This is a genomic window from Acetobacter cibinongensis, assembly GCF_000963925.1.
GTDB classification, from domain to species: domain Bacteria; phylum Pseudomonadota; class Alphaproteobacteria; order Acetobacterales; family Acetobacteraceae; genus Acetobacter; species Acetobacter cibinongensis.
Genome location: NZ_BAMV01000016.1, coordinates 118,975 through 142,856 on the forward strand (window position 1 = coordinate 118,975; position 23,882 = coordinate 142,856).

Genomic DNA, 23,882 nt, shown 5'->3' on the forward strand with positions numbered 1-23,882 from the left:
GCCATGCCAGCAGTGACAGAAACCCGTGAAGCGGTCGAAAAACTGGGTCAATCCTCCTACAAATGGGGGTTTGAAACCGAAATTGACATGGATCTTGCCCCAAAAGGGCTGAATGAAGATACCATCCGCCTGATCTCCGCCCGGAAAGAAGAGCCTGAATGGCTTCTGGAATGGCGGTTGAGCGCCTATCGGGCCTGGCTGACAATGGCGGAACCCAAATGGGCCAAGGTGTCTTATCCTCCCATTGATTATCAAGATCTCCACTACTACGCCGCACCTAAAAAGAAGCCCGGCCCCAAGTCCCTTGAAGAAGTGGACCCTGAACTGCTGCGGACCTATGAAAAACTGGGTATTCCGCTGCATGAACAGGCTTTGCTGGCCGGGGTGGAATTGCCGGAAGGCGAGGTTGCGCGCACCCCTGTTGCTGTGGATGCGGTGTTTGACAGTGTGTCTGTTGTCACCACCTTCCGCAAAACGCTGGAAGAAGCAGGCGTTATTTTCTGCCCCATTTCCGAAGCAGTGAAAGACCACCCGGAACTGGTGCGGAAGTATCTGGGCACCGTTGTGCCTGCCGGAGATAACTTCTACGCAGCACTCAACTCGGCCGTGTTTACGGATGGCTCATTTGTCTATGTGCCCAAGGGCGTGCGCTGCCCCATGGAGCTTTCCACCTACTTCCGCATCAACGCCCGCAATACCGGGCAGTTTGAGCGCACGCTGATTGTGGTGGAAGATGGTGCCTATGTGTCCTACCTGGAGGGCTGTACGGCCCCCATGCGGGACGAAAACCAGCTTCACGCCGCAGTGGTTGAACTGGTGGCGATGGAAGATGCGTCCATCAAATATTCTACGGTCCAGAACTGGTATCCCGGTGATGAAAACGGGCGTGGGGGTATTTACAACTTCGTGACCAAGCGCGGTGCCTGCCGTGGTGCCCGCTCCAAAATTTCATGGACACAGGTTGAGACCGGCTCGGCTATTACGTGGAAGTATCCGTCCTGCATATTGCAGGGGGAAGGCTCCGTAGGGGAATTCTATTCCGTTGCCGTGACCAACAACCATCAGCAGGCGGACACCGGCACGAAGATGATTCATATTGGGCGCAATACGCGCTCAACCATCATTGCCAAAACAATTAGTGCGGGCCAGTCAGACAGCACATATCGTGGGTTGGTGCGCGTGCTGCCCAAGGCATCCGGCGCACGTAACTTTACACAGTGCGATAGCCTTCTGATTGGGGACCAGTGCGGGGCACATACCGTGCCTTACATTGAAAACCGGAATATGGCCGCCCGTATTGAACATGAAGCCACCACGTCCAAAATATCAGAAGACCAGCTTTTCTACTGCCGCCAGCGTGGCTTGTCGGAGGAAGATGCTGTGGGCCTGATAGTCAACGGCTTCTGCCGGGATGTGTTGAAGGAGTTGCCCATGGAATTTGCCGTGGAAGCTCAGAAATTGTTGCAGATCAGCCTTGAAGGCAGCGTAGGGTAAGGAAGGGCAGAACATGACCCAGTTTTTGGAAATTTCCGGTCTGTGTGCCCGGATTGATGCGGACGGGCAGGAAAAAGAAATCCTGCGTGGGGTGGATCTGACCATTCCACCGGGTGAGGTCCATGCCATCATGGGGCCGAATGGCTGCGGTAAGTCCACCCTGTCCTACGTTCTGGCTGGACGGGAAGAGTATGAAGTAACTGCCGGGTCTGTGCAGTTTCATGGTCAGGATCTGCTGGCCATGGAGCCGGAAGAACGCGCTGCGGCAGGTTTGTTTCTGGCCTTCCAGTCTCCTATTGAGTTGCCCGGCGTTAACAATGCTAACTTCCTGCGTACAGCCGTCAATGCTGTGCGGCGCGCCCGTGGGCAGGAGGAGCTTGATGCCGTTGCCTTCCTGAAGGCCGCGCGTGAGGCTGCAAAGTCCCTCTCCATGGCGCCGGATATGCTCAAGCGTAACGTCAATGTCGGCTTCTCCGGTGGGGAAAAGAAGCGGAATGAAGTGTTGCAGATGACACTGCTTCAGCCCTCTTTTGCCATCCTGGACGAAACAGATAGTGGCCTGGACGTGGACGCCCTGCGGATTGTTGCCGAAGGTGTGAACCGCATGCGTTCCCCTGAGTTTTCTGCGCTGGTCATCACCCATCACAAACGTCTGCTCGACTACCTGAAGCCAGACCGTATTCACGTTATGGCAAAAGGGCGCATCATTCATTCTGGCGGGCCGGAACTGGCTGAGCAGATTGATACAGAAGGTTACACCCGCTTTCTTGCGGAGGCCGCGTGAACGCCATAACGAAAAATCCAAAAGCAACCTTGCAGTCGTTTGAAGCCCGTTTTGACACAATAACGGACCAGACACGCAAGGCTGCTCTGGGGGCTCTGCACCGGGTGGGTCTGCCTGACCGCCGCGTGGAAGAGTGGAAATACACTGGCCTGCGTTTCCTGACCGAAACGCCGTTTGCTGCTCCTGCACAAACGTATGATGCTGCACAGGTGCAGGCTGAACTTGATCGGCTTGGCGTTACACACGGTCCGGCAGAGGCGCTGCCGCGTCTGGTGTTTGTGAACGGCCTGTATTCTGCGGAATTTTCTCGGAAGCCCGCTTCGGCCGAGGTGTCTTTCTTTGCGCAAACCAAGTCTTTTGGTGTGCAGGCGTGCCCTGACCGGGATCCGCTGACAGCGCTGAATACCACTTTGGCGCAGGATGGTGTGACCTTATCCGTGCCGGAAAATGGGGATGCAGGGCATGTGCTGCTCATCTCCATAGGGCAGGCTGACGCTCCTGTGTCCTTCCATCCTCGCCATGCTGTTGCTCTGGCCGAAGGGGCTAAACTGTCCCTTACCTGTATTCAGGCGGGGCAGGGCCGGTATCTGCATAATCCCGTTCTGGAAGTTTCCGTTGCTGCCCGTGCAGAGTTGCAGCATGTAACGGTGCAGGCAGAAAGTGATGATGCCGCCAGCCTTGCAACACTCTACGCGCAGGTGGATGAGCACGGCAGCTATAATAGCTTTGTTCTTGGCTTGGGTGCAGCGCTGGCGCGGCACGAGGTTCATGCCACACTGGCTGCGTCTCATGCACAGGTTCACGTTAACGGTGCCCAGCGCTTGCGTGCGCGTCAGCATGGTGACCTGACCAGTGTTATCACCCATGCAGCACCGGATTGTATCTCCCGTCAGACCGTGCGCAACGTGTTGGATGGTCAGTCTCGCGGCGTGTTTCAGGGCAAGGTTCTGGTCGAACGGATTGCCCAGAAGACCGATGGCTACCAGATGAATCAGGCTCTGCTTTTGTCTGAGCAGGCTGAGATTGATGCCAAGCCCGAGCTGGAAATCTACGCGGATGACGTCAAATGCAGCCACGGGGCAACCGTAGGCGCGTTGGATGAAGACCAGATGTTCTATCTGCGTAGCCGCGGCGTGCCGTATGCGGAAGCCCGGCAAATCCTCATTCATGCCTTTCTGGAAGAAGCGCTGGCGTTGATTCCGGATGAGACGGCGCGGGCTCTTTGCAGCCACATTATGGCCCAACGGTTTCCCGTAAGTGGGGAGGAGGCATAATGTCCGTTCTGCAGCACAAAAACACGCTGGATAGTGCCGCAATCCGTGCCCAGTTCCCCATTCTTGGGGAAAAGGTGCATGACCGGCCTCTAGTCTTTCTGGACAGCGCGGCTTCAGCACAGAAGCCCGTTGCAGTCATTGATGCCATGGCCAACACCATGCGCACACAATATGCCAACATCCATCGCGGCCTGCATTGGATGAGCGAACGCACGACCGAGGCCTATGAAGGTGTGCGTGATCTGGTGGCTGCATTTCTCAATGCGCCGTCCCGCAATGAAATTGTATTCACGCGGAACAGCACAGAAGCCATTAATCTGGTCGCACATTCTTTTGGCGCATTGCTCAAGCCGGGGCAGGCTGTGGTTATTTCCGAAATGGAACACCACGCCAACCTGGTGCCGTGGCAAATGCTGCGCGACCGCGCAGGCATAGAACTTCGGATTGCCCCGATTACAGACGCGGGTGACCTAGATCTGGAGGCCCTGCAAACTCTGTTGGCAGACGGCAAGGTCGGGTTAGTCGCTGTTACGCATATGTCCAACGTGCTTGGCACGGTCACGCCTGCCAAAGCCATTGCAGATATGGCCCATGCAGCCGGTGCGCAGGTTCTGTTTGATGGCAGCCAGTCCGTTGTGCATCGGAAAACCGATGTGCAGGCGCTTGGGGCAGATTTTTATACCTTTACCGGGCACAAACTGTACGGGCCAACAGGCATTGGGGTGTTGTGGGCGCGTAAAGAACTGCTGGACGCCATGCCACCCTTTATGGGTGGCGGGGACATGATCTCCACCGTCACGTTTGAGCGCTCAACATGGGCCAACGTGCCGCATAAGTTTGAAGCGGGAACGCCCGCCATTATCGAGACGATCGCTCTCGGGGCTGCCATTACATGGGTGGAAAGCATTGGTATGGACGCCATTGCCGCGCATGAGGCATATCTGACAGCGTATGCCTTGAACCGTCTGCAAGATGTGCCGGGGCTAAACATTGTTGGTCAGCCGCAGGACCGTGGTGGCGTTATTTCTTTCACAATGGCTGACGTGCATCCGCACGATATTGCCACCCTGCTGGACCGCAACGGGATTGCAATACGGGCAGGCCACCACTGTGCGGAGCCCCTCATGCGCAGGCTGGGGCTGACTGCCACTGCGCGGGCCAGTTTTGGGCTCTACACCGTTAAGGAAGAAATTGATGTGCTGGCAGATACGCTGGTGCGCATCCGGGATTTCTTTGTGTGACGCAGGTGCTCGACGGTTCAGCACTCTATGACCAACTGATTGTTGCACGCTCTCGTACCCCGCTCTTTGCAGGACGGCTGGAGCAGGCAGAAAAAGTTGGTAACGGCAAAAATCCGCTCTGTGGTGACAAAACACGGGTGGAACTTGCGCTGGACCACAACCATATCAGTCAGGTGCGCCATCAGACACGAGGATGTGCCATTTGCCTGGCCGCAGCGGACCTGATGGCCGAGCGTATTCTTGGCCTCAGCCCGGACCAGGCGTTAAAAGTCGGGCAACGTTTTTCTGCTTTACTGGTGGAAGATACGGTGCCCGCCACCCATGAGGGTGAGTTTGAAGAAAATGCCGCATTGGGGCCACTTATGGCGTTTGCCCCATTGCGTGCGCACCGTTCCCGTATTCGGTGTGCAGAATTGCCGTGGGTCGCTTTAAAGGAGGCGCTTTCTCATGACGACGTTTGAAAAGGTGCACGCTCCTGACACGCAGCAGGAAAATGCACCGACTGATCATCCGGTTCTGAAGACAGACGGAACAGAGGTCCATGCAGAGCAGGCCAAGGTGGAAAGCTGGCAACCTGATGATGCTGAGGTAACTGCTACGCCAGAAGCCTCAGGCCCGGTTGATGAAGATGCCATTATCGGTGCCATTGCTACGGTGCATGACCCTGAAATACCGGTCAATATCTACGAGCTTGGTCTGATTTACGCGATCGATCTGTACGATGATGGCCGTGTAAAAATTGAAATGACCCTGACTGCCCCAAACTGTCCCAGTGCGCAGGAACTGCCGTTGCAGGTTAAAGAGGCAGTTGAGAAAGTGCCCGGTGTAGTTGCCGCAACGGTTGATGTCGTGTGGGATCCACCGTGGGATATGTCCCGCATGAGCGATGAAGCCCGCCTTGCACTGAACATGTTTTAACGGGAAAGGACGGAACAATGTCACAGACCATAGTTGCGCCACCTGCAAAAAGAGAATTGCCCCCCCTTATGCGTCTGACAGATGCAGCAGCGCACCAGTTGGAGCAGCTTTATAAAACGGCACATGCCGGGCAGACGCTCCGCATTGCCGTGACAACCAAAGGTTGCTCCGGCAAAGCGTATGATATGCAGTTTGTTGAAGCGGCATCTGCCGGTGATGAAATTGTAAGAGATAAAGGCCTGACCCTTTTTGTGGACAGCAAAGCCGTACTGTTTCTTATCGGGTCAGAAATGGACTTTCAGCAGACAGACCTCTCGGAAGGGTTCGTGTTTATAAACCCAAACGAGAAGGGCCGCTGCGGCTGCGGCGAGAGCTTTCATGTGTGAAGCCGCAAACGGCTTCCACTTCTGCTGACCACAGGAACTGGTCAATCACCTGCACGCTTGTCAGACTGTATCCGGCAGCATGCAGGGCCTCAGCATCTTTTGCCAACGCTGCCGGATTACAACTGACATAAACGACGTGCTTTGGTTTACCCAAAGTCAGTTGTTTCATCTGTAATCTGGCACCCGCATGGGGCGGGTCGAGCACAACGGCTGCAGCCTCCCCCAGTTCACGGGCCATAATGGGCTGACGGTTCAGGTCCCGAAGAGAGACATCCAGCTTATAGCCGCTCGCAGCCGTTTTCAGGCATGTCGCAGCCGGTGGATAACCCTCATACGCCACCACTCTGGCTAACGTGCTGAGTGGGAAGCTTAACGTTCCACATCCTGCATATAGCTCAATAATCGAGTCTCGTTTGGCAAGTTTGGCCGGTAAGGCAGCCAATACAGCGTCCTGAATCCAGCGTTCACTTTCCTGCGTTGCCTGCAAAAAAGCCCCTGGCGGTGGGGCAACAGAAGCAGCGGCCAAGCTATGAAACACGGAGCCTCTTTGGGCAACGGTCTCATACGTATCCGAACCACGCTGATACCAGTTGATGCGTGGGATAGACAACGAATCGGCAAAAGCTGCCAGCCGGATTCTGTCAGCCGCAGTTAATGGCCCGTCAGTGCTGAAAAGAATATCCAGTCCCGAATCGAGCAGATTGATTTGTATTTCCCCAGCCTGCCGCAGGCCTTCCAAGCTTCGGAGGACCTGCCGCAGGGGCTGAAGCGCCGCAAACAGGGTTGGGTGCATGATCTCGCAGGTTGTTAAATCAACGATCTGCGCACTTCCTCGGGCATGCAGGCCTAAAAGCAGTTCTTTCCCGTTCCGACGAATCGCAAGATCTGCACGCCGGCGGGAGTGCGGGGGAACCTGATGCTGCACAACCTCAGGTAGAGTTTTAAAGCCTGCTTTCTTGAGAGCAAAAAGAACCCGATCCGTTTTCCAGCTTAGCAAGGCGGAGGGCGCAACATGCTGTAACGCACAGCCGCCACAGGTCTCAAAAAGGGAGCAGGGAGGGGTAACCCGATCTGGTGAGGGCGTATCAATGCGCTCCACATGCCAGTCTTTTCCACCACGGGATGTAATGGTGACGGTATCACCCGGTACTGTGTTCGGAAGATGGATGACTGTTCCATCATTCAGACGGGCCATTCCGTCGCCTTGTGCGCCCAGATACCCAATAGTAACGGTCCGCTCTGTGGGAGCGGACCGTATTACGTCATTTTGTGTCACAGTCAGGAGTGCTCTACCGTGCCGTCATCCGTGACCGACATATCGGATGTCGGGGTGGGAAGGTCTGCCAGAATGGTGGTGCGGCGTGGCAGAAGCATGAAAGAAGGCACATCCTTGCCAAAACCAACAAATTCTCCGGCAGGCATGGGCGGCGCTTCGTCGCGCATCCGCTCACGGTAAGGCTTCTGCTGGCCGTTCCGGGGTGGTGCCGTGTGGGGGGCTGGTGCTCCCCTGTTGCGGCCACGCGTCTGCTGCTGCGTATCTGCTGCTGCTTGTGGTGCCGCAACAGGTGCTTCCTGCACAGGTGCGGCGTCTTTTGGTTTATTGTGCTGCGCAGGTTTGCCTTGCCCGTCCCGGCGAGGCCGGTCGCGGTTGGCAGCATGACGGGACGGCCGTTTTTCGTCTGTCCAATCCAGCTGGTTAACGCCCTCAACCGTCAGGCGGTTGATCGGTTTACCTGTCAGGGTCTCAATAGCCTCGGCTAACGCTTTGTCGTACGGAGTAGCCAGACTGTAGGCATGGCCTGTCCGTCCTGCCCGCCCTGTGCGACCAATGCGGTGCACGTAATCTTCTGCATGGAATGGCAGATCAAAATTGAAAACGTGCGACAGGCCGCCAATATCAATGCCGCGGGCTGCAACATCAGAGCAAACCAGCACCTTGAGTTCGCCGTTCTTGAATTTTTCAAGCGTGGCGAAACGCGCAGACTGGGGTAGGTCACCGTGCAATGCGCCAACGGCAAAACCATGCTTGGTCAGGGAGCGTGTCAGAACGTCCACATCGCGTTTGCGGTTACAGAAGACAATGGCATTCTGCATGGCTGGGTCACGCAGCATGCGGCGCAGCGTGTCACGCTTGTTAAACTCATCAACGACCACAAGCCCGGTTTCAATCGTCGTTGCGACAGACGATTCGCGGCTGACTGTAATTTCCTTGGGAGAGTGCAGGAAGGCATCAGCCAGCTTCCGGATGGGCGGAGCCATGGTCGCGGAGAAGAAGAGAGTTTGCCGGTTTGCCGGCAGGAAACTCACGATTTTTTCAATATCGGGGATGAAGCCCATATCCAGCATACGGTCAGCTTCATCAATAACCAGAATACGGGTCTGGGTGAGCAGCAGGCCACCGCGTTCAAAAAGGTCCAGTAAGCGGCCTGGGGTGGCAATCAGAACGTCCACACCACGGTTCAACACCTCTTTCTGGTCCGCCATGCTTTCTCCGCCAATCAGCAGAGCATGGGTCAGTTTGAGGTATTTGCCGTAATTTACAAAGTTTTCGGCAACCTGAAGAGCCAGTTCACGCGTTGGCTCCAGAATAAGGGACCGTGGCATGCGGGCCCGAGCGCGAGAATCGGACAGAATTTCCAGCATCGGCAACGTGAAAGAAGCCGTTTTGCCGGTACCTGTCTGAGCAACGCCCAGGACGTCTTTCGCCATCAGAATGGCTGGAATAGCCTGCGCCTGAATGGGGGTGGGGTGCACATACCCCATGTCCTCAATGGCACGCAAAATGGGTTCGGAAAGTTCCAGATCCTTAAAGAGGGGTTTGTCCTCTTTGGCTGGTTCCTGCGCCGTTTCTGTAGCCGAATGCTCAGGTGCGGCCTCTGTGTCCGCAACTGGGGCTGCCTGAGTGGCAGCGTCTACAGCCTCCGGCTCAACCTCCGGGGTTGGTGTTTCTGCAGGAGCCGTATCGACTTCTTCTACAGCTTCTGGAGCCTCTTTTTTTGCTGCAGCGGCAGGCTTTTTCCGGACTGCGGTTTTCCGCACAGGCGTTTTGCGTGCCCGTGTGGTTTTGGCAGGGGCTTTTGCAGGGGCAGCGTCCGCTGTCTCAACACTCTCAGTGGTCTCTGTAGCGGGTTGATCTACGGACTCAACAACGGCCTCAGCAGTCGCTGCTGCTTTCGCTTTTGGCGCGGCGCGGCGGGTCCGTGTCGTTTTTTTGACAGGTTTGGCCTCTACACTACCGTCAACAGGCTCCACCGCCACACTTTCCGTATCGGCTTTTACCGAAACGTCAGAGGCGGCCACGTCCGTTTTTTTACGGGTGCGGGTTGTGGTTTTGCGGGGGCGTGCAGGTGTTTTGGCTGTCAATATACTCTCGGGAGTAGTCAGTCATTATGAAGCATGGACCGACAGGCCCTTGGTTTTCCCCCGCGCCAAAAAATTGGCGCAAGGTCATAAACTGAAGCCGGTCAGGCGAATGTTCCGATAAAGGGAAACGCTGTTAGAATCAAGTTTTCCAGTAAACTCTCTCCCGCGCTCATACGAACGGGTGGCCCATGGCTGCGACCAGAACGGCAAGAACACCCATTGCTACAATTATAAGAATTTGAGAGCGAATGGAGTCGAAGGTTGCAGGCTGCGGGCGGATGGCCCGACGGGCTTTCTGGTAAGGGCCGCTCACAATGCGGACAAACAACAGCGCCATGATAACACCCAAACCCTGCATTGCGTTGGTTGTCCATGGAACATGCGCAAACCCGCCTTCATGCAGGATAAGCAGCCAGCCGGTGATCAGTGCTGTGGGAATAACGTGTGTCAGCATTTTGAAAAAACGGCCAAGCGTTTGTAAATGCACAGAATTACGCTGCGTATTATCAAGCAGGCTTAGGCTTGGGCGCAAAATTGCGGTGGCATAAACAGCCCCACCAATCCAGACGACAATGCAAAGAATATGAAGTGCGAGAACAAGGCTCCACACAATGGAATGAGACATGCAGACTCCGCTTTAACAAGAAACCGAAAAGACCCTTAAAGGGTTAGAACTGCGCGCCACAGTTAGGGTTCAATAGGGGCGTAGCACACTTAATCTGCCTGATTGCCAAGGCAAGGCCTTGGGTGCAAGTCAGTTTGCAGGATGTCAGGAGAGAGAATTTGCCAGCTTCCCCTTATTCTGCCCTTGCGCTCTACACCCCGGAGGAAATGGGGCGGATAGACCAGATGGCAGCCCAAAGCGTATCCGTGTCAGTGTTGATGGAGGCCGCAGGCCGCGCTGTTGCGCGCGCGCTCTGTCAGCATTTCAGGCCATGTCGTGTGCTGGTTTTGTGTGGCCCGGGCAATAATGGCGGAGACGGCTATGTTGCGGCGCGTTACCTGGCCCAGGCTGGTTGGCCAGTTAGTGTTGCCGCCTATGGTGAGCCAAAGGCTGGAAGCGTTTCAGCGCTCGCTGCGGCCCGTTTTAAAGGGCCGCGTCAGCCATTCACGCCGGAAGAAGCCCAGAGAGCGGACCTTGTGGTGGATGCTGTGTTCGGTGCTGGGTTAAGTCGCGATCTTGATAAGGGTGTGAGTGCCGTGCTCGGCGCAGCCAGCAGACGTGTGGCGATTGATATGCCGTCAGGCATTGACGGTGGCACAGGTCAGCCTCGTGGCAGGGTGAGCAAAGCGCTCATGACCGTGACTTTTGTGCGTCCCAAGCCAGGGCACTTACTGTATCCGGGGCGAGAGGATGTGGGTGAACTTGTGGTGGCAGATATCGGCATGCCATCGGCCGCATTGGCGAGTGTTCCTCCGCGCGCATGGCGTAATCACCCCGGATTGTGGCACCTTCCCGTGTTGAGTGCTGAAAGCCACAAATATACGCGCGGTGTGGTGAGTATCTGCGCTGGGCAGTCTATGCCCGGAGCGGCCCGCTTGTGTGCTGGCGGTGCGCGATCCGCCGGAGCCGGGCTTGTGCGGATAGCAGCAGAGCAGGGGGCTGATCTGTTCCGCTCAGGTCCTCCGGGACTGGTGGTGGATGACGCACCGCTCCCCGATCTGCTGGAGGATGCGCGCCGCAAAGTCTGGGTGTGTGGTCCTGGCCTCACCGAACGTGAAGTCGAGGGGGCGCTCCCACTGCTCCTTGCCGCACAAAAAACTGTTTTGGCGGATGCGGGGGCATTGTCAGCTTATGCTGGTGCGCCGGAAAAACTGCGGGGCGTTGCGGTCATCACGCCTCATATGGGTGAGTTCACCAAACTCTTTGGTCCTGTGGGTCAGGATTTGCCGACTGCGGTGCGTAAGGCGGCAAAGGATCTCAACGCGGTTGTGGTGCTCAAAGGGCCAACAACGCTTATTGCTGCGCCGGATGGACGACTTGCCGTAAATACACATGCCAGTCCGGCTTTAGGGACTGCCGGGTCGGGTGATACTCTGTCTGGCGTCATTGCGGCTTTACTGGCTGCGGGGATGGCTGCGTGGGATGCGGCAGGCGCGGGTGTCTGGCTGCATGGGGAGGCTGGCCTTCAGGCTGGCGCATGGCCTTTGGCGGAAGATCTGGACCGTTATCTGGGGCCTGCGCGGGAAAAAGCGACTAAAATGCAGGGTGGCGCATTAATCTGAAAGATAATGCAAAAGAGTATCTTGCCCCCACCCCCACACTAGGCTACATGCTCCCACCTTGTGACGGGGCATTTTAACCGTGCGGGCGTGGTGGAATTGGTAGACACGCCAGATTTAGGTTCTGGTGACGCAAGTCGTGGGGGTTCAAGTCCCTCCGCCCGTACCAATTTTAGATTGGTAGCCCCGTCCTTCCGCAGCAGCCTTTCGGCACGATGCGGGTTTTTTAAGTTTGTACCGAAAGGAAGGCCTGGCCGATGCAGGTTACCGAGACCCTTTCCGAAGGGCTGAAGCGTGGTTTCACCATTACCATTCCGGCAGCAGATCTTCAGACGAAGCAGGATGCTCGTCTCAAAGAAGTTGCCGCAGGTCTGACTCTTCCTGGGTTTCGTCCGGGCAAAGTGCCTGTTTCCGTAGCACGTCAGCGCTACAGCGCAGCCGTGCGCGCAGAGGTTCTTGAGCAGACCGTCTCCGAATCCCTGCAGTCAGCTCTCGAAGAGCGCGGTTTCCGCCCTGCTGGTCAGCCTCAGGTTGATCTGGTTTCCGGTCAGGAAGACGGTAGCGATCTTGTTTTCAAGGTTGAAACTGAAATTCTGCCAGAAATCACAGTCCCTGACCTGTCCGACCTTTCCCTGACGCGCCTTAAAGCCGTTGCCAGCGATGAAGCGGTTGACAAGGTTGTAGCTGATATTGCCAAGCGCCAGCGCAACTTCGAAAAAGTTGAAGAAGTTCGCCCCGCTGCAAAAGGCGACATTCTGACGGTTGATTTCGTTGGTAAGCGCGATGGCGTTCCCTTCGACGGCGGTACGGCTGACGATGTGAATGTGGAAATTGGTGGTGAAGGCTTCATCCCCGGTTTTGCAGAACAGATCGAAGGCATGACGCCTGGTGAAGAAAAAATCATCACCGTCACGTTCCCTGAAAACTACGGTGCAGAAGAGCTTGCTGGTAAAGAAGCAACCTTCGACATCAAGGCTAAAGAACTGAAAAAAGCCGTTGATGCACCAGTGGATGATGAACTGGCTAAAAAGCTCGGTTTTGAAACCCTTGAACAGCTGCGTGATCTGGTCCGCAAGCAGGTTGAAGGTGAGTACGAACAGCTTACACGTCTGCGTATCAAGCGCGATCTGCTGGATGCTCTGGCAGCCAAGACAGTTTTTGCTGCACCTGAAGGTATGGTTGATGCTGAATTCAACCAGATCTGGCAGCGCGTCGAATCTGATCGTAAAGCTGATCAGCTTGACGACGAAGACAAAGGTAAGGACGAAGAAACCCTTCGTGCTGATTACCGCAAAATTGCAGAACGCCGCGTGAAGCTGGGTCTGCTGCTTGCTGAAATCGGTCGTAAGAACGCCATTACCGTAACGCAGGATGAACTTGGCCGCGCCATGCGGGCAGAAGCCATGCGCTATCAGGGTCAGGAACAGCAGGTGTTCCAGTTCTTCCAGAACAACCCGCAGGCGGTTGAATCGCTCCGTGGACCGATCTTTGAAAACAAGGTCGTGGATTATCTGATAGAACTGGCCAAGGTGGAGGACAAAGAAGTCACTCCCGAAGAGCTGTCGGACATTCCTCCAGCTAACATCTGAGGCCTTAGTGTCCCGCCAGTGTGAACTGGCGGGACACTCTTTTTCAGCCTGTTTTTCTTTTCCGGGGTGGCATATTGCCACTTTATCTCTATCTTGAATGAGAGTGCCCAACCAACGCCCGTATGCTTAACGGGTGCGGGGGTGGGTTTGTGCAGGTTTTTTACGGGAATGACTAACATGAGGGATCGTGATCCCGTTGAGATTTTCAGCAACGCTATGGTACCCATGGTGGTCGAACAGACCTCAAGGGGTGAGCGGGCATTCGATATTTATTCCCGCCTGCTTCAGGAGCGGATCATTTTTCTGACCGGCCCTGTCTATGACCAGGTGGCCTCTCTGATCTCTGCTCAGCTTCTTTATCTTGAAAGCGTAAACCCCACGAAGGAAATTTCCTTCTACATCAATAGCCCTGGTGGCGTGGTGTCTGCGGGGCTGGCTATCTACGACACTATGCAATATATCCGCAGCCCGGTGAGTACCGTGTGTATCGGTCAGGCTGCCTCCATGGGGTCTCTGCTGCTTGCAGGCGGAGAGAAGGGGCGGCGTTTTGCGCTGCCTAATGCTCGCGTCATGGTGCATCAGCCTTCTGGTGGTGCGCAGGGGCAGGCAAGTGATATTGAAATTCAGGCCAAAGAAATTCTTATCATTCGTCAGCGTCTGAATGAGATCTATCGTGAGCATACGGGTCAGACTCTGGAAGATATTGAACAGAAGCTGGAACGCGATAGTTATATGTCAGCAGAGGAAGCTCAGGCTTTCGGTATTGTTGACACAGTCATCACGCACCATAAGGCGACTGAAGACACGGCAAAAAAGGATAAAGACCATCCTTAATATGGTGTACAGCAACACTCCTGTTACAATGCAGGGGTGGTCCACCTTTCGGGTGGATAAGCCTAACAACGCGGCCCTCGGTTATCTGAGGCCTGGGATGATCGAGGGAGTGGGCTCATGAACGCGAAGTCCGGTGATTCCAAGAATACGCTTTACTGCTCTTTCTGCGGTAAATCACAGCATGAAGTGCGGAAGCTGATCGCTGGTCCGACCGTGTTCATCTGTGACGAATGCGTCGAGCTCTGCATGGATATTATCCGTGAAGAGCACAAGACGACATTGGTCAAATCCCGCGAGGGTGTGCCAACACCTAAAGAGATCTGCAAGGTTCTGGATGACTATGTCATTGGGCAGTTTGAGGCTAAAAAGGTTCTCTCTGTCGCGGTGCATAATCATTACAAACGCCTGACACAGGCCACCAAAAGCAATGATGTCGAGATTGCAAAATCCAACATCATGCTTATTGGTCCTACGGGTTCAGGCAAGACGCTGCTTGCACAGACGCTGGCACGTATCCTTGATGTTCCCTTTACGATGGCAGACGCCACCACGTTGACAGAGGCTGGCTATGTTGGGGAGGATGTTGAAAACATCATCCTCAAATTGCTTCAGGCTTCTGACTACAATGTGGAGCGTGCACAGCGCGGTATTGTCTATATCGATGAAATCGACAAGATTTCACGTAAGGCAGAAAACCCGTCCATCACGCGTGATGTCAGCGGCGAGGGTGTGCAGCAGGCGCTGCTCAAACTGATGGAAGGTACGGTAGCTTCTGTTCCGCCACAGGGTGGGCGCAAGCATCCGCAGCAGGAGTTTCTTCAGGTTGATACTACCAACATGCTGTTCATCTGCGGTGGTGCGTTTGCCGGTCTGGACAAGATCATCTCTGCACGTGGCAAGGGGTCAGGTATCGGCTTTGGTGCTGATGTCCGTTCTTCTGATGAGCGCCGCACGGGTGAAATTCTTCAGGATGTTGAACCAGAAGATCTGATGAAATTTGGGTTGATCCCGGAATTTATCGGCCGTCTTCCGGTCCTGGCCACGCTGGGCGACCTTGATGAGGCAGCGCTGATCAAGATCTTGAGCGAACCTAAAAATGCTCTGATCAAACAGTATCAGCGTCTGTTCCAGATGGAAGACGTCAAGCTGACCTTCACTGATGATGCCATGAAGGCCATCGCGGATCGTGCCATTAAGCGGAAAACCGGCGCACGTGGGTTGCGGTCCATTATGGAAAGCATCCTGATGTCCACCATGTTTGACCTGCCGGGCCTGAACACGGTGGAAGAAGTGGTTGTAAACCGGGACGTGGCGGAAGAAAAAACTAGTCCTGTCTATGTTTACGGTAAAAACAAGGAAGCCCCTGCTGAGCAATCAGCCTGAGGGGTGAGGTACAAAAGCCAGTAGAGAGTAAATTTCTACTGGCTTGGTTTTTCTATAAGCCCATTGCTAAATGGGTCATTCGTAACGACATGTAGAGGCGGAGGCCTTTTTGGTGCCTCTACGGGCCTGGGGGCATGCCGCAAGCGGGTGCCTTGGCCTGGATCGTCCTTGAAGGAGGTCATGGTTATGGCTGAAGAAAAGAAACCAGCAGTCAAGCGCAAGCGTAAGGCTCCGGCCAAAGAGCAGACCCCTCAGGTCGTGTCTGCCACGCCCGTATCAGATGAATCCGTAGCCGAAACTGTAGCAACAGCGGTTCCCCCCAAAAACAATCGTGTCGCAGTGCTTCCGCTGCGGGATATTGTGGTTTTCCCCCACATGATTGTTCCGCTCTTTGTTGGGCGTGAAAAATCCGTCAAAGCTCTGGAATCTGTGACGCGTGAAGACCGTCAGATTCTGCTGGTCGCCCAGAAAGATGCGGCACAGGATGATCCGGGCGTAGACGATGTGTATCGTTTTGGTACCGTGTCCACCATTCTCCAGTTGCTTAAACTGCCAGATGGCACCGTAAAAGTGCTGGTGGAAGGCGTGCGTCGTGCCAAGGTGAAAGAACTGCACGATATTGACGGGCATTTTGAAGCGGAAATTGAGGAAATTTCCGAACAACCGGCTGCTGGGCCGGAAGCGGAAGCCCTTGGGCGTTCCATTATTTCCCAGTTTGAAGACTACATTAAGCTCAACAAGAAAATTGCCTCTGAAGTTCTGGTCTCTCTCAACCAGATCACGGACCTTTCCAAACTTGTTGATACGGTTGCCAGCCATCTGAACCTCAAGATTTCCGAAAAGCAGGAAATTCTTGAAGCACCAACCGTCATGCAGCAGATGGAAAAGGTTTTCGCTCATATTGAAGCGGAAATTGGGGTGCTTCAGGTTGAGAAAAAAATTCGCAACCGTGTCAAACGCCAGATGGAGAAGACCCAGCGCGAGTACTATCTGAACGAACAGCTCAAAGCTATTCAGAAGGAACTGGGTGAAGGCGAAGACGGCAAAGACGAAACCAGCGAGATAGAAGAGCGGATCGCTAAAACCAAGCTTTCCAAGGAAGCGCGGGAAAAAGCGATTGCCGAACTGAAGAAGCTGCGTGGCATGAGCGCCATGTCTGCCGAATCAACAGTGGTACGGAACTATCTGGACTGGATTCTGGGTATCCCTTGGAAAAAGCGGACCAAGGTTCGGCACGATCTGGCGGAAGCTGAGACCATTCTGGATACCGATCACTACGCGCTGGACAAAGTGAAAGAGCGTATTCTTGAGTATCTGGCGGTCCAGAGCCGTTCCCAGAAACTCAAAGGGCCGATTCTGTGTCTGGTGGGACCACCCGGTGTTGGTAAGACGTCTCTGGCTCGGTCTATTGCTAAGGCTACGGGCCGCCAGTACGTGCGGATGTCACTGGGTGGTGTGCGTGATGAAGCCGAGATTCGGGGGCATCGCCGCACATATATTGGCTCCATGCCCGGAAAAATCGTGCAGGGTATGAAAAAAGCCAAGGTGTCCAACCCGCTCTTCCTGCTGGATGAAATTGATAAACTGGGCGCTGACTGGCGCGGAGACCCGGCTTCTGCGCTGCTGGAAGTGCTGGATCCGGAGCAGAACAGCACCTTTGCCGATCATTATCTGGAAGTAGATTATGATTTGTCAGACGTGATGTTCGTGACAACTGCCAACAGCCTGAACATGCCGCAGCCTCTGCTGGACCGTATGGAAATCATCCGCCTGTCTGGCTACACGGAAGACGAGAAGGTTGAAATCTGCCGTCGTCACCTTATTGCCAAGCAGGCAGACGCCCATAACCTCAAGGCAAGCGAATGGTCGATCAGTGATGACGCTTTGCGTGACCTGATTCGCTATTACACGCGGGAAGCCGGGGTGCGTAGCCTTGAGCGTGAGATCGCTAATCTTGCCCGTAAGGTTGTGAAAGAGATTGTGACGGGTAAAGCCAAAAAAGTGGCCATTACCGTGCGTAATCTTGAAAAACTGGCCGGGGTCAAGCGCTTCCGTTACGGAGAGACCGAGGCGGAAGACATGGTGGGTATTGTCACCGGCTTGGCGTGGACCGAGGTTGGCGGCGAAATTCTGACTATTGAAAGCGTCATGGTTCCCGGTAAAGGCGGAATCGTCGAAACCGGGAAACTGGGCGATGTGATGAAGGAGAGTGTGTCTGCTGCGTTCTCTTATGTTCGTAGCCGCGCCACAACTTTTGGTATCGTCCCGACTCTCTTCGATAAGCGCAGTTTTCACGTTCATGTGCCCGAAGGTGCGACTCCTAAAGACGGGCCATCAGCCGGCGTTGCTATGGCAACATCTCTGGTTAGTGTTCTGACAGGCATACCCATTCGGCGCGATGTTGCCATGACAGGTGAGATCACACTGCGTGGGCGTGTGCTGGCAATTGGCGGATTGAAAGAGAAGCTTCTTGCCGCAGTCAGGGCAGGGATCAAGACGGTCTTTATTCCCAAGGATAACGAAAAAGACCTGACGGAAATTCCTGATTCTGTGAAGAAAGATCTGGAAGTTGTGCCTGTCTCCCATGTGGATGAGGTGCTGGCGCGTGCGCTGGTGCGGCAACCAAAACCCATCCACTGGGAAGAAGTATCGGAACCTGTTCCGGGGGCGGAAGGAGTTAAGCCCGCTGCGGTCCTGCCGCACTGACAGGAAACAGCACTATGACGTCGATCTTTGCGCTTGATCGGTTGACGTAGCGAAAAACGGCTTCATAGTGCGACCGGGAAGCGGACAGGCGGAACCAAGCCGCCCGCCGCGCCAGCAATTGTGATACTTAAGAAAGGCGTAAAATGGATAAGCCGCTCAACAAGCAGGAACTCGTTGCGGCAGTAGCCGATGAGGCTGCTCTGCCAAAGGCGAAGGCTGGAGAAGTGGTCGACGCCGTATTCGGTGCTATCGAGAAAGCCCTTTCTGGTGGGCAGGAAGTTCGTCTTGTTGGTTTCGGTACGTTTGTGACCGCTACCCGTAAGGCAGCCAAAGGGCGTAACCCACGCACCGGCGAGGAAATTGATATTCCTGCTTCTACCTCTGTCCGTTTCAAGCCGGGCAAGGCACTGAAAGACGCCGTGAGCTAATTTCTTCAAAGAAAATAGTTTTTTTGGCGAACGGGCGGCAAAACCTTAAAAAAAGGGGTTGCCGCCCGTTTTCATTTGTGGCACATACTGCGGCGGGCGGTTAGCTCAGCGGTAGAGCGTCTCGTTTACACCGAGATGGCCGGGGGTTCGATCCCCTCACCGCCCACCATTCCACTTTTTAAGTGGAATTATGCAAGTAAGAGCTTCGGCTCTTACCTTCCATAAAAAAGTAAAAATCTGGTTATTAAGCCTTAATAATCAGAGAGATATCCCAAGTAATCACGGGAAAGTTCCCGCTAATACTGCGCTGAGGCATGGTTGTTCTGTGCGTCAGGGAGTAGTCTTGCCTGCAACACGTTTGGTTTCATAACCTTAACGAAAGCAGGAGCGCCCCCAATGCAATCTGTTTTAGGTGACTACGCGCCAGTTCTCATATTTGGTGCCATTTCGGTAGTCATCGCAGCCGCCATGTTAGGTATGGCGTTGGTGAGTGGGCATCAGAAGCCCTACCCAGAAAAAACCACGGCCTATGAATGCGGCTTTGAGGCTTTTGATGATGCCCGTCGCCGCTTTGATGTGCGGTTTTATCTGGTGGCTATTCTGTTCATTATTTTCGACCTTGAGGTCGCCTTCCTTTTTCCATGGGCGGTAAGTCTGTCTCGCATCGGGCTATTTGGTTTCTTGTCCATGCTGGGGTTCCTCAGCGTGCTGGGTATCGGCTTCCTGTATGAGTGGCGCAAAGGCGCGCTGGATTGGGATTGAAAGGGGAGACGCTGCCTATGTCTGAATCTTCACATGATGATGTCGTGCTGTGGAACCGTGAAGCACTGCCGCCCGGCCCAGAGCAGGACGCAGTGGTGCGCGGTATAACCGGCGCTATTGCCGAGAAAGGCTTTGTTGTTGCCAATCTCGACAAACTGGTAAACTGGGGCCGCACAGGTAGCCTGTGGCCAATGTCTTTTGGTCTGGCATGCTGCGCTGTGGAGATGATCCACGCCTACATGCCACGCTATGACCTTGACCGTATGGGCATTATTCCGCGCGGCTCGCCTCGTCAGTCTGATGTCATGATTGTCGCGGGCACACTTACCAACAAAATGGCCCCGGTGCTGCGCCGCCTGTATGAGCAGATGGCAGAGCCCCGTTGGGTTATTTCCATGGGTTCCTGCGCTAACGGGGGCGGGTATTACCACTACTCTTATTCCGTGGTGCGTGGCTGTGACCGTATTGTACCGGTTGACGTCTATGTGCCTGGCTGCCCGCCTACGGCAGAGGCGCTGATCTACGGTATCATGCTGCTTCAAAAGAAGATCCGTCGGACGGGGACAATCCTGCGTGGCTGAGCATTCCCTTACACTGCAGGCGTCCCGCATGCAGGGGCAGGTTGGTGCCATGGCGTTTACGCTGGCAACATCCTTGCCCGACATCCATATGGCGGCAGTAGAAAAAGGCGAATTGGTTGTAAAAACCACGCGTGAGCGGTTGCTTACTCTCCTGACCCAACTGCGGGATGACCCACGCTACCGGTTTGAGCAGCTTATGGACCTATGCGGTGTAGATTATCTCAGCAGGCCAGAGCGGTTTGATGTGGTTTATAATCTGCTCTCGGTCACGCATAACCACCGTATTCGCGTTATCGTCACAACGGATGAGACCACGCCCGTGCCATCAGTTCACCATCTGTGGCCAAGTGCTACATGGTGGGAGCGTGAATGCTATGATCTGTTCGGCGTGGTGTTTTCTGGTCAGCCAGATATGCGCCGTATTCTAACAGATGACGGTTTTGAAGATTTCCCTCTCCGCAAAGACTTCCCTCTGACTGGGTATGAGGAAGTGCGGTACGATGTTGAGAAACGTCAGGTCGTAAAAGAACCTGTTTCTCTGACACAGGATTTCAGAGATTTTGATTTCGTGTCGCCGTGGGAGGGAATGCTCACGCTGCCGGGTGATGAAAAAGCCCATGAGGTCAGGCAAGGTATCAAGAGGGCCCGTGGATGACAGAGTTTCAGAACGCCCCTGACAGGTCCGTTGAGACACTCCTGAAGCAGGATATTCCTGAAACCCTTTTGCCTGATCAGCAGGTTGAAGGGGGTGCGCCTAGGCGGATTGTGGAGTTTGACTCGCATAAACTCAACTTTGGTCCGCAACATCCGTCAGCGCACGGGGTGCTCCGGCTTGTGCTGGAACTGGAAGGCGAGGTGGTAGCCCGCGCAGACCCGCATATCGGGCTGCTCCATCGGGGTACGGAAAAGCTGATAGAATATAAAAGCTATCAGAAAGCCCTGCCATATTTTGACCGGCTGGATTATGCCTCCCCGATGTGTGAAGAGCAGGCTTTTGCTCTGGCTACAGAAAAACTCCTGGGGATTGATATTCCGGAACGCGCTAAATGGCTGCGGGTGCTCTTTGCGGAAATCACCCGTATTCTCAACCATATTCTCAATATTACCGCGATGGGCCTGGACTGTGGTGCAGTCACCCCCGCTTTGTGGGGATATGAAGAGCGCGAGAAGTTGCTGGAGTTTTATGAAGCCGCTTCAGGGGCTCGGTTCCATGCCAATTACTTCCGGCCTGGTGGCGTTGCGCGTGATATTCCGACGGAACTGGAAGACCGCATTGGCATCTGGTCCAGAGAATTTCCGGCCTGGATTGATGAGCTGGAAGGCTTGCTGACAGAAAACCGTATCTGGAAACAGCGTACAGTCGGTATTGGGATTTTTACGTCAGAACAGGCTTTGGCATGGGGGTTCAGTGGCCCATGTTTGCGTGCTTCCGGTGTGCCATGGGACCTGCGGCGCAGTCAGCCTTACGACAATTACCATAAGGTTGATTTTAAAGTGCCAGTAACCCGGCAAGGTGACTGTTATGACCGCTATCTGGTGCGCATTCAGGAAATGCGAGAAAGCGTCAAGATTATTACGCAGTGCCTTGCCATGATGCGTCCGGGTGCGGTGAAGGTGCAGGACCCCAAATTTGCACCACCACCGCGTGCGGAAATGAAGCGCTCAATGGAAGCGCTCATCCATCACTTCAAATTGTATAGCGAGGGCTATCACGTGCCGCCCGGAGCAACCTATACAGCAGTGGAAAGTCCGAAAGGCGAGTTTGGGGTGTATCTGGTAGCTGATGGCAGCAATAGGCCTTACCGCTGTAAAATACGCCCAACAGGCTTTGCTCATTTGCAAGCGCTGGATGAGTTGTCCCGCCGCGCCATGCTGGCGGATATGGTAGCTGTTCTTGGCTCGCTCGATCTTGTGTTCGGGGAGGTTGACCGTTGACATCATCTTGGAAACCGGCTGAGCAGCCGGAGAGTTTTTCTTTTGATGCGGCGTCAGAAGCTGAAATTCAAACGGTTCTGGCCAAATATCCCCCCGCACGCAAAGCTAGTGCCGTCATGCCTTTGCTCTACATTGCGCAAAGGCAGATGGGCCGGATGACCGGAAGCGCCTGGATACCACTCGTTGCGATGGACGAGATAGCACAGAGGCTGGAGATGGCAGCCATCCGTGTTTATGAAGTTGCGTCCTTTTACACCATGTTCAACACGCAACCGATCGGCCGCTATCATTTGCAGGTCTGCACCACCACACCATGCTGGTTACGTGGTTCTGATGATGTGACGCAGGCTTGCAAAAAAGCAACTGGTATCACCAGTTTTGGCGAAACCAGTCAGGATGGACTGTTTACCCTGACGCAGGTTGAGTGTCTGGGGGCATGCTCGAATGCGCCCATTTTGCAAGTTGATGATGATTTCTATGAAGATATGGATGCGTCCAGCACTGAAGCTCTGATTGCTGCGTTGCGGGACGGAACCAGACCGCCGCCTGGGCCAGCCATAAACCGTAATGGCTCCGCGCCGGAAGGTGGGCGCAAAACCCTGCTGGAAACAGCAGGCCCAACACCTTCAGTCACGCAGTAGGAGGGACGGGTATGTTGCAGGACAAAGACCGTATTTTTACAAATCTATACGGTCAAAATGACTGGAAACTGGCCGGTGCCCGCCAGCGTGGGGATTGGCACGACACCGCAGCTATTCTTGCCAAAGGGCGGGATGCCATTTTGGCGGAAATGAAAGCTTCCGGCTTGCGCGGGCGTGGTGGCGCAGGGTTTCCCACCGGGCTTAAATGGTCTTTTATGCCAAAGCAGTCGGATGGCCGCCCAAGTTATCTGGTCATTAATGGGGACGAATCAGAACCCGGCACCTGCAAAGACCGTGAGGTCATGCGGCACGAGCCTCATAAGTTAATAGAAAGCGCTCTTATCGCGTCTTTTGCTATGGGGGCGCACGCAGCCTATATTTATATTCGTGGCGAGTTTTTCCGTGAAGCAGAGCATCTGCAATATGCGGTGGATGAAGCCTACGCAGCAGGACTTCTTGGTCCCAATGCTGCTGATACCGGCTGGGATTTTGATTTCTATATCCATCGTGGTGCCGGTGCCTATATTTGTGGCGAAGAGACAGCGTTGCTGGAAAGCCTTGAAGGTAAAAAAGGCCAACCCCGCATGAAGCCACCATTCCCTGCGGGTGTCGGGCTTTATGGGTGCCCCACTACCGTCAATAACGTGGAAAGTATTGCGGTTGCCTCAACCATTTTGCGGCGTGGCGGGGCGTGGTTTTCCAGTTTGGGGCGTCCCAATAACGCTGGAACCAAGCTCATGGCTATTTCCGGGCATGTAAATACACCATGCGTGTTTGAGGAAGAGCTAGGCGTTCCGCTCAAAGAGATTGTCGAAAAACACGGTGGCGGTGTGCGCGGTGGATGGGACAATCTTCTGGCTGTTATTCCGGGCGGGTGTTCCGTGCCGGTGCTTCCAAAATCGGTCTGTGAAACTGTTTTGATGGACTACGACAGCCTGCGTGCCGAACGCTCCGGGTTGGGCACTGCCTGCATGATTGTGATGGATCGTTCGACCGATATCATTGAGGCAATTGCCCGCTTCTCCCGCTTTTTCAAACACGAAAGCTGTGGCCAGTGCACACCCTGCCGGGAAGGGACCGGGTGGATGATGCGCATGATGGACCGCATGGTGCAGGGGCGCGCAGAGTTGGAGGAAATTGACCTGTTAGAGCAGGTCACCCGGCAGGTGGAAGGCAATACCATCTGTGCGCTGGGGGATGCTGCGGCATGGCCTATTCAAGGGCTTATCCGGCATTTCAGGCCTGAAATGGAAGCCCGTATCCAGCACTATAAGGCTGCTTTGGGCAGCACCGGACTTGTTCAGGTGCCAGCCCAGACCATGCCCGTAGCAGCGGAGTAA

22 protein-coding genes and 2 tRNA genes are annotated in these 23,882 nt (G+C 54.7%); 21 read left to right on the forward strand and 3 right to left on the reverse strand.

All coding sequences use genetic code 11. From position 1 onward, the window contains the following. Positions 1-3: 3 nt before the first annotated feature. From sufB to Abci_RS08960, 7 genes are read left to right on the forward strand one after another with little or no spacing between them, the layout of a single operon-like run. The gene (sufB, locus tag Abci_RS08930) at positions 4-1,494 is read left to right on the forward strand and encodes a Fe-S cluster assembly protein SufB (RefSeq protein ID WP_048838809.1); all 1,491 of its coding nucleotides are present in this window, start codon (positions 4-6) and stop codon (positions 1,492-1,494) included. Positions 1,495-1,507: 13 nt separating this feature from the next. Further along, positions 1,508-2,278 carry a Fe-S cluster assembly ATPase SufC gene (gene sufC / locus Abci_RS08935; protein WP_048838810.1) on the forward strand — a complete coding sequence of 257 codons (771 nt, stop codon included), beginning with the start codon at positions 1,508-1,510 and terminating at the stop codon, positions 2,276-2,278. Next, entirely contained in the window at positions 2,275-3,552 is a 1,278-nt protein-coding gene (sufD, locus tag Abci_RS08940) for a Fe-S cluster assembly protein SufD (protein ID WP_048838811.1), read from the forward strand. Before sufC ends, sufD begins: the two co-directional genes overlap by 4 nt. Further along, the gene (locus Abci_RS08945; protein WP_048838812.1) at positions 3,552-4,793 is read left to right on the forward strand and encodes an aminotransferase class V-fold PLP-dependent enzyme; all 1,242 of its coding nucleotides are present in this window, start codon (positions 3,552-3,554) and stop codon (positions 4,791-4,793) included. The genes sufD and Abci_RS08945 overlap by 1 nt, the downstream gene beginning before the upstream one ends. Then, positions 4,790-5,254 carry a Fe-S cluster assembly sulfur transfer protein SufU gene (sufU, locus tag Abci_RS08950; RefSeq protein ID WP_048838813.1) on the forward strand — a complete coding sequence of 155 codons (465 nt, stop codon included), beginning with the start codon at positions 4,790-4,792 and terminating at the stop codon, positions 5,252-5,254. The genes Abci_RS08945 and sufU overlap by 4 nt, the downstream gene beginning before the upstream one ends. Next, entirely contained in the window at positions 5,241-5,711 is a 471-nt protein-coding gene (locus tag Abci_RS08955; protein ID WP_052944811.1) for an SUF system Fe-S cluster assembly protein, read from the forward strand. The genes sufU and Abci_RS08955 overlap by 14 nt, the downstream gene beginning before the upstream one ends. A gap of 17 nt (positions 5,712-5,728) precedes the next feature. Then, complete coding sequence (locus Abci_RS08960) at positions 5,729-6,097, forward strand: HesB/IscA family protein (protein WP_048838814.1); 369 nt, start codon at positions 5,729-5,731, stop codon at positions 6,095-6,097. Here the strand turns inward: Abci_RS08960 and Abci_RS08965 are convergent. From Abci_RS08965 to Abci_RS08975, 3 genes are all read right to left on the reverse strand, one after another. Then, entirely contained in the window at positions 6,042-7,373 is a 1,332-nt protein-coding gene (locus tag Abci_RS08965) for a class I SAM-dependent RNA methyltransferase (RefSeq protein ID WP_261766331.1), read from the reverse strand. The genes Abci_RS08960 and Abci_RS08965 overlap by 56 nt on opposite strands. A gap of 2 nt (positions 7,374-7,375) precedes the next feature. Continuing rightward, positions 7,376-9,349, reverse strand: coding sequence for a DEAD/DEAH box helicase (locus Abci_RS08970; protein ID WP_371861394.1), 1,974 nt, complete (start codon positions 9,347-9,349; stop codon positions 7,376-7,378). 280 nt (positions 9,350-9,629) lie between these two features. Then, complete coding sequence (locus Abci_RS08975) at positions 9,630-10,085, reverse strand: membrane protein (protein ID WP_048838817.1); 456 nt, start codon at positions 10,083-10,085, stop codon at positions 9,630-9,632. A gap of 206 nt (positions 10,086-10,291) precedes the next feature. On the opposite strand from Abci_RS08975, the gene Abci_RS08980 reads away from it, so the two are divergent. From Abci_RS08980 to nuoF, 14 genes are all read left to right on the forward strand, one after another. Continuing rightward, positions 10,292-11,686, forward strand: a complete 1,395-nt coding sequence (locus Abci_RS08980) for a bifunctional ADP-dependent NAD(P)H-hydrate dehydratase/NAD(P)H-hydrate epimerase (RefSeq protein WP_048838874.1) — start codon at positions 10,292-10,294, stop codon at positions 11,684-11,686. An 81-nt stretch (positions 11,687-11,767) separates the two neighbouring features. After that, a tRNA-Leu gene (locus Abci_RS08985) sits at positions 11,768-11,852 on the forward strand. A gap of 88 nt (positions 11,853-11,940) precedes the next feature. After that, on the forward strand, positions 11,941-13,272 hold the full coding sequence (gene tig / locus Abci_RS08990) for a trigger factor (protein ID WP_048838818.1): 1,332 nt from the start codon (positions 11,941-11,943) through the stop codon (positions 13,270-13,272). 168 nt (positions 13,273-13,440) lie between these two features. Next, positions 13,441-14,106 carry an ATP-dependent Clp endopeptidase proteolytic subunit ClpP gene (gene clpP, locus Abci_RS08995; protein WP_181015836.1) on the forward strand — a complete coding sequence of 222 codons (666 nt, stop codon included), beginning with the start codon at positions 13,441-13,443 and terminating at the stop codon, positions 14,104-14,106. A 117-nt stretch (positions 14,107-14,223) separates the two neighbouring features. After that, complete coding sequence (gene clpX / locus Abci_RS09000; protein ID WP_048838820.1) at positions 14,224-15,489, forward strand: ATP-dependent Clp protease ATP-binding subunit ClpX; 1,266 nt, start codon at positions 14,224-14,226, stop codon at positions 15,487-15,489. A 186-nt stretch (positions 15,490-15,675) separates the two neighbouring features. After that, positions 15,676-18,195 carry an endopeptidase La gene (lon, locus tag Abci_RS09005; RefSeq protein WP_084597606.1) on the forward strand — a complete coding sequence of 840 codons (2,520 nt, stop codon included), beginning with the start codon at positions 15,676-15,678 and terminating at the stop codon, positions 18,193-18,195. A 143-nt stretch (positions 18,196-18,338) separates the two neighbouring features. Then, positions 18,339-18,623, forward strand: a complete 285-nt coding sequence (locus Abci_RS09010) for an HU family DNA-binding protein (RefSeq protein ID WP_048838822.1) — start codon at positions 18,339-18,341, stop codon at positions 18,621-18,623. Positions 18,624-18,717: 94 nt separating this feature from the next. Beyond that, a tRNA-Val gene (locus Abci_RS09015) sits at positions 18,718-18,792 on the forward strand. Between the two features lie 227 nt (positions 18,793-19,019). Then, complete coding sequence (locus Abci_RS09020; RefSeq protein ID WP_048838823.1) at positions 19,020-19,385, forward strand: NADH-quinone oxidoreductase subunit A; 366 nt, start codon at positions 19,020-19,022, stop codon at positions 19,383-19,385. A 17-nt stretch (positions 19,386-19,402) separates the two neighbouring features. Continuing rightward, positions 19,403-19,966, forward strand: coding sequence for a NuoB/complex I 20 kDa subunit family protein (locus Abci_RS09025; RefSeq protein WP_048838824.1), 564 nt, complete (start codon positions 19,403-19,405; stop codon positions 19,964-19,966). Positions 19,967-19,994: 28 nt separating this feature from the next. Then, a complete protein-coding gene (locus Abci_RS09030) occupies positions 19,995-20,621 on the forward strand; it encodes an NADH-quinone oxidoreductase subunit C (protein WP_048838875.1) in 627 nt (208 codons plus the stop codon). Then, positions 20,618-21,901, forward strand: coding sequence for an NADH-quinone oxidoreductase subunit D (locus Abci_RS09035; protein WP_048838825.1), 1,284 nt, complete (start codon positions 20,618-20,620; stop codon positions 21,899-21,901). Before Abci_RS09030 ends, Abci_RS09035 begins: the two co-directional genes overlap by 4 nt. Further along, positions 21,898-22,542, forward strand: a complete 645-nt coding sequence (locus tag Abci_RS09040; RefSeq protein WP_048838826.1) for a complex I 24 kDa subunit family protein — start codon at positions 21,898-21,900, stop codon at positions 22,540-22,542. Before Abci_RS09035 ends, Abci_RS09040 begins: the two co-directional genes overlap by 4 nt. Positions 22,543-22,553: 11 nt before the next feature. Continuing rightward, on the forward strand, positions 22,554-23,882 hold the full coding sequence (nuoF, locus tag Abci_RS09045) for an NADH-quinone oxidoreductase subunit NuoF (protein WP_048838827.1): 1,329 nt from the start codon (positions 22,554-22,556) through the stop codon (positions 23,880-23,882).

Bases quoted from the DNA above. Each gene is read 5' to 3' on its own strand.
- Abci_RS09010 (WP_048838822.1), top strand. From the start codon at position 18,339: ATGGATAAGCCGCTCAACAAGCAGGAACTCGTTGCGGCAGTAGCCGAT.
- Abci_RS08975 (WP_048838817.1), bottom strand. From the start codon at position 10,085: ATGTCTCATTCCATTGTGTGGAGCCTTGTTCTCGCACTTCATATTCTT.
- Abci_RS09025 (WP_048838824.1), top strand. From the start codon at position 19,403: ATGTCTGAATCTTCACATGATGATGTCGTGCTGTGGAACCGTGAAGCA.
- sufC (WP_048838810.1), top strand. From the start codon at position 1,508: ATGACCCAGTTTTTGGAAATTTCCGGTCTGTGTGCCCGGATTGATGCG.
- clpX (WP_048838820.1), top strand. From the start codon at position 14,224: ATGAACGCGAAGTCCGGTGATTCCAAGAATACGCTTTACTGCTCTTTC.
- Abci_RS09030 (WP_048838875.1), top strand. From the start codon at position 19,995: ATGCAGGGGCAGGTTGGTGCCATGGCGTTTACGCTGGCAACATCCTTG.
- tig (WP_048838818.1), top strand. From the start codon at position 11,941: ATGCAGGTTACCGAGACCCTTTCCGAAGGGCTGAAGCGTGGTTTCACC.
- clpP (WP_181015836.1), top strand. From the start codon at position 13,441: ATGACTAACATGAGGGATCGTGATCCCGTTGAGATTTTCAGCAACGCT.
- Abci_RS08955 (WP_052944811.1), top strand. From the start codon at position 5,241: ATGACGACGTTTGAAAAGGTGCACGCTCCTGACACGCAGCAGGAAAAT.
- Abci_RS09035 (WP_048838825.1), top strand. From the start codon at position 20,618: ATGACAGAGTTTCAGAACGCCCCTGACAGGTCCGTTGAGACACTCCTG.
- sufB (WP_048838809.1), top strand. From the start codon at position 4: ATGCCAGCAGTGACAGAAACCCGTGAAGCGGTCGAAAAACTGGGTCAA.
- Abci_RS08980 (WP_048838874.1), top strand. From the start codon at position 10,292: ATGGGGCGGATAGACCAGATGGCAGCCCAAAGCGTATCCGTGTCAGTG.
- Abci_RS09020 (WP_048838823.1), top strand. From the start codon at position 19,020: ATGCAATCTGTTTTAGGTGACTACGCGCCAGTTCTCATATTTGGTGCC.
- Abci_RS08945 (WP_048838812.1), top strand. From the start codon at position 3,552: ATGTCCGTTCTGCAGCACAAAAACACGCTGGATAGTGCCGCAATCCGT.
- Abci_RS08960 (WP_048838814.1), top strand. From the start codon at position 5,729: ATGTCACAGACCATAGTTGCGCCACCTGCAAAAAGAGAATTGCCCCCC.
- nuoF (WP_048838827.1), top strand. From the start codon at position 22,554: ATGTTGCAGGACAAAGACCGTATTTTTACAAATCTATACGGTCAAAAT.
- lon (WP_084597606.1), top strand. From the start codon at position 15,676: ATGGCTGAAGAAAAGAAACCAGCAGTCAAGCGCAAGCGTAAGGCTCCG.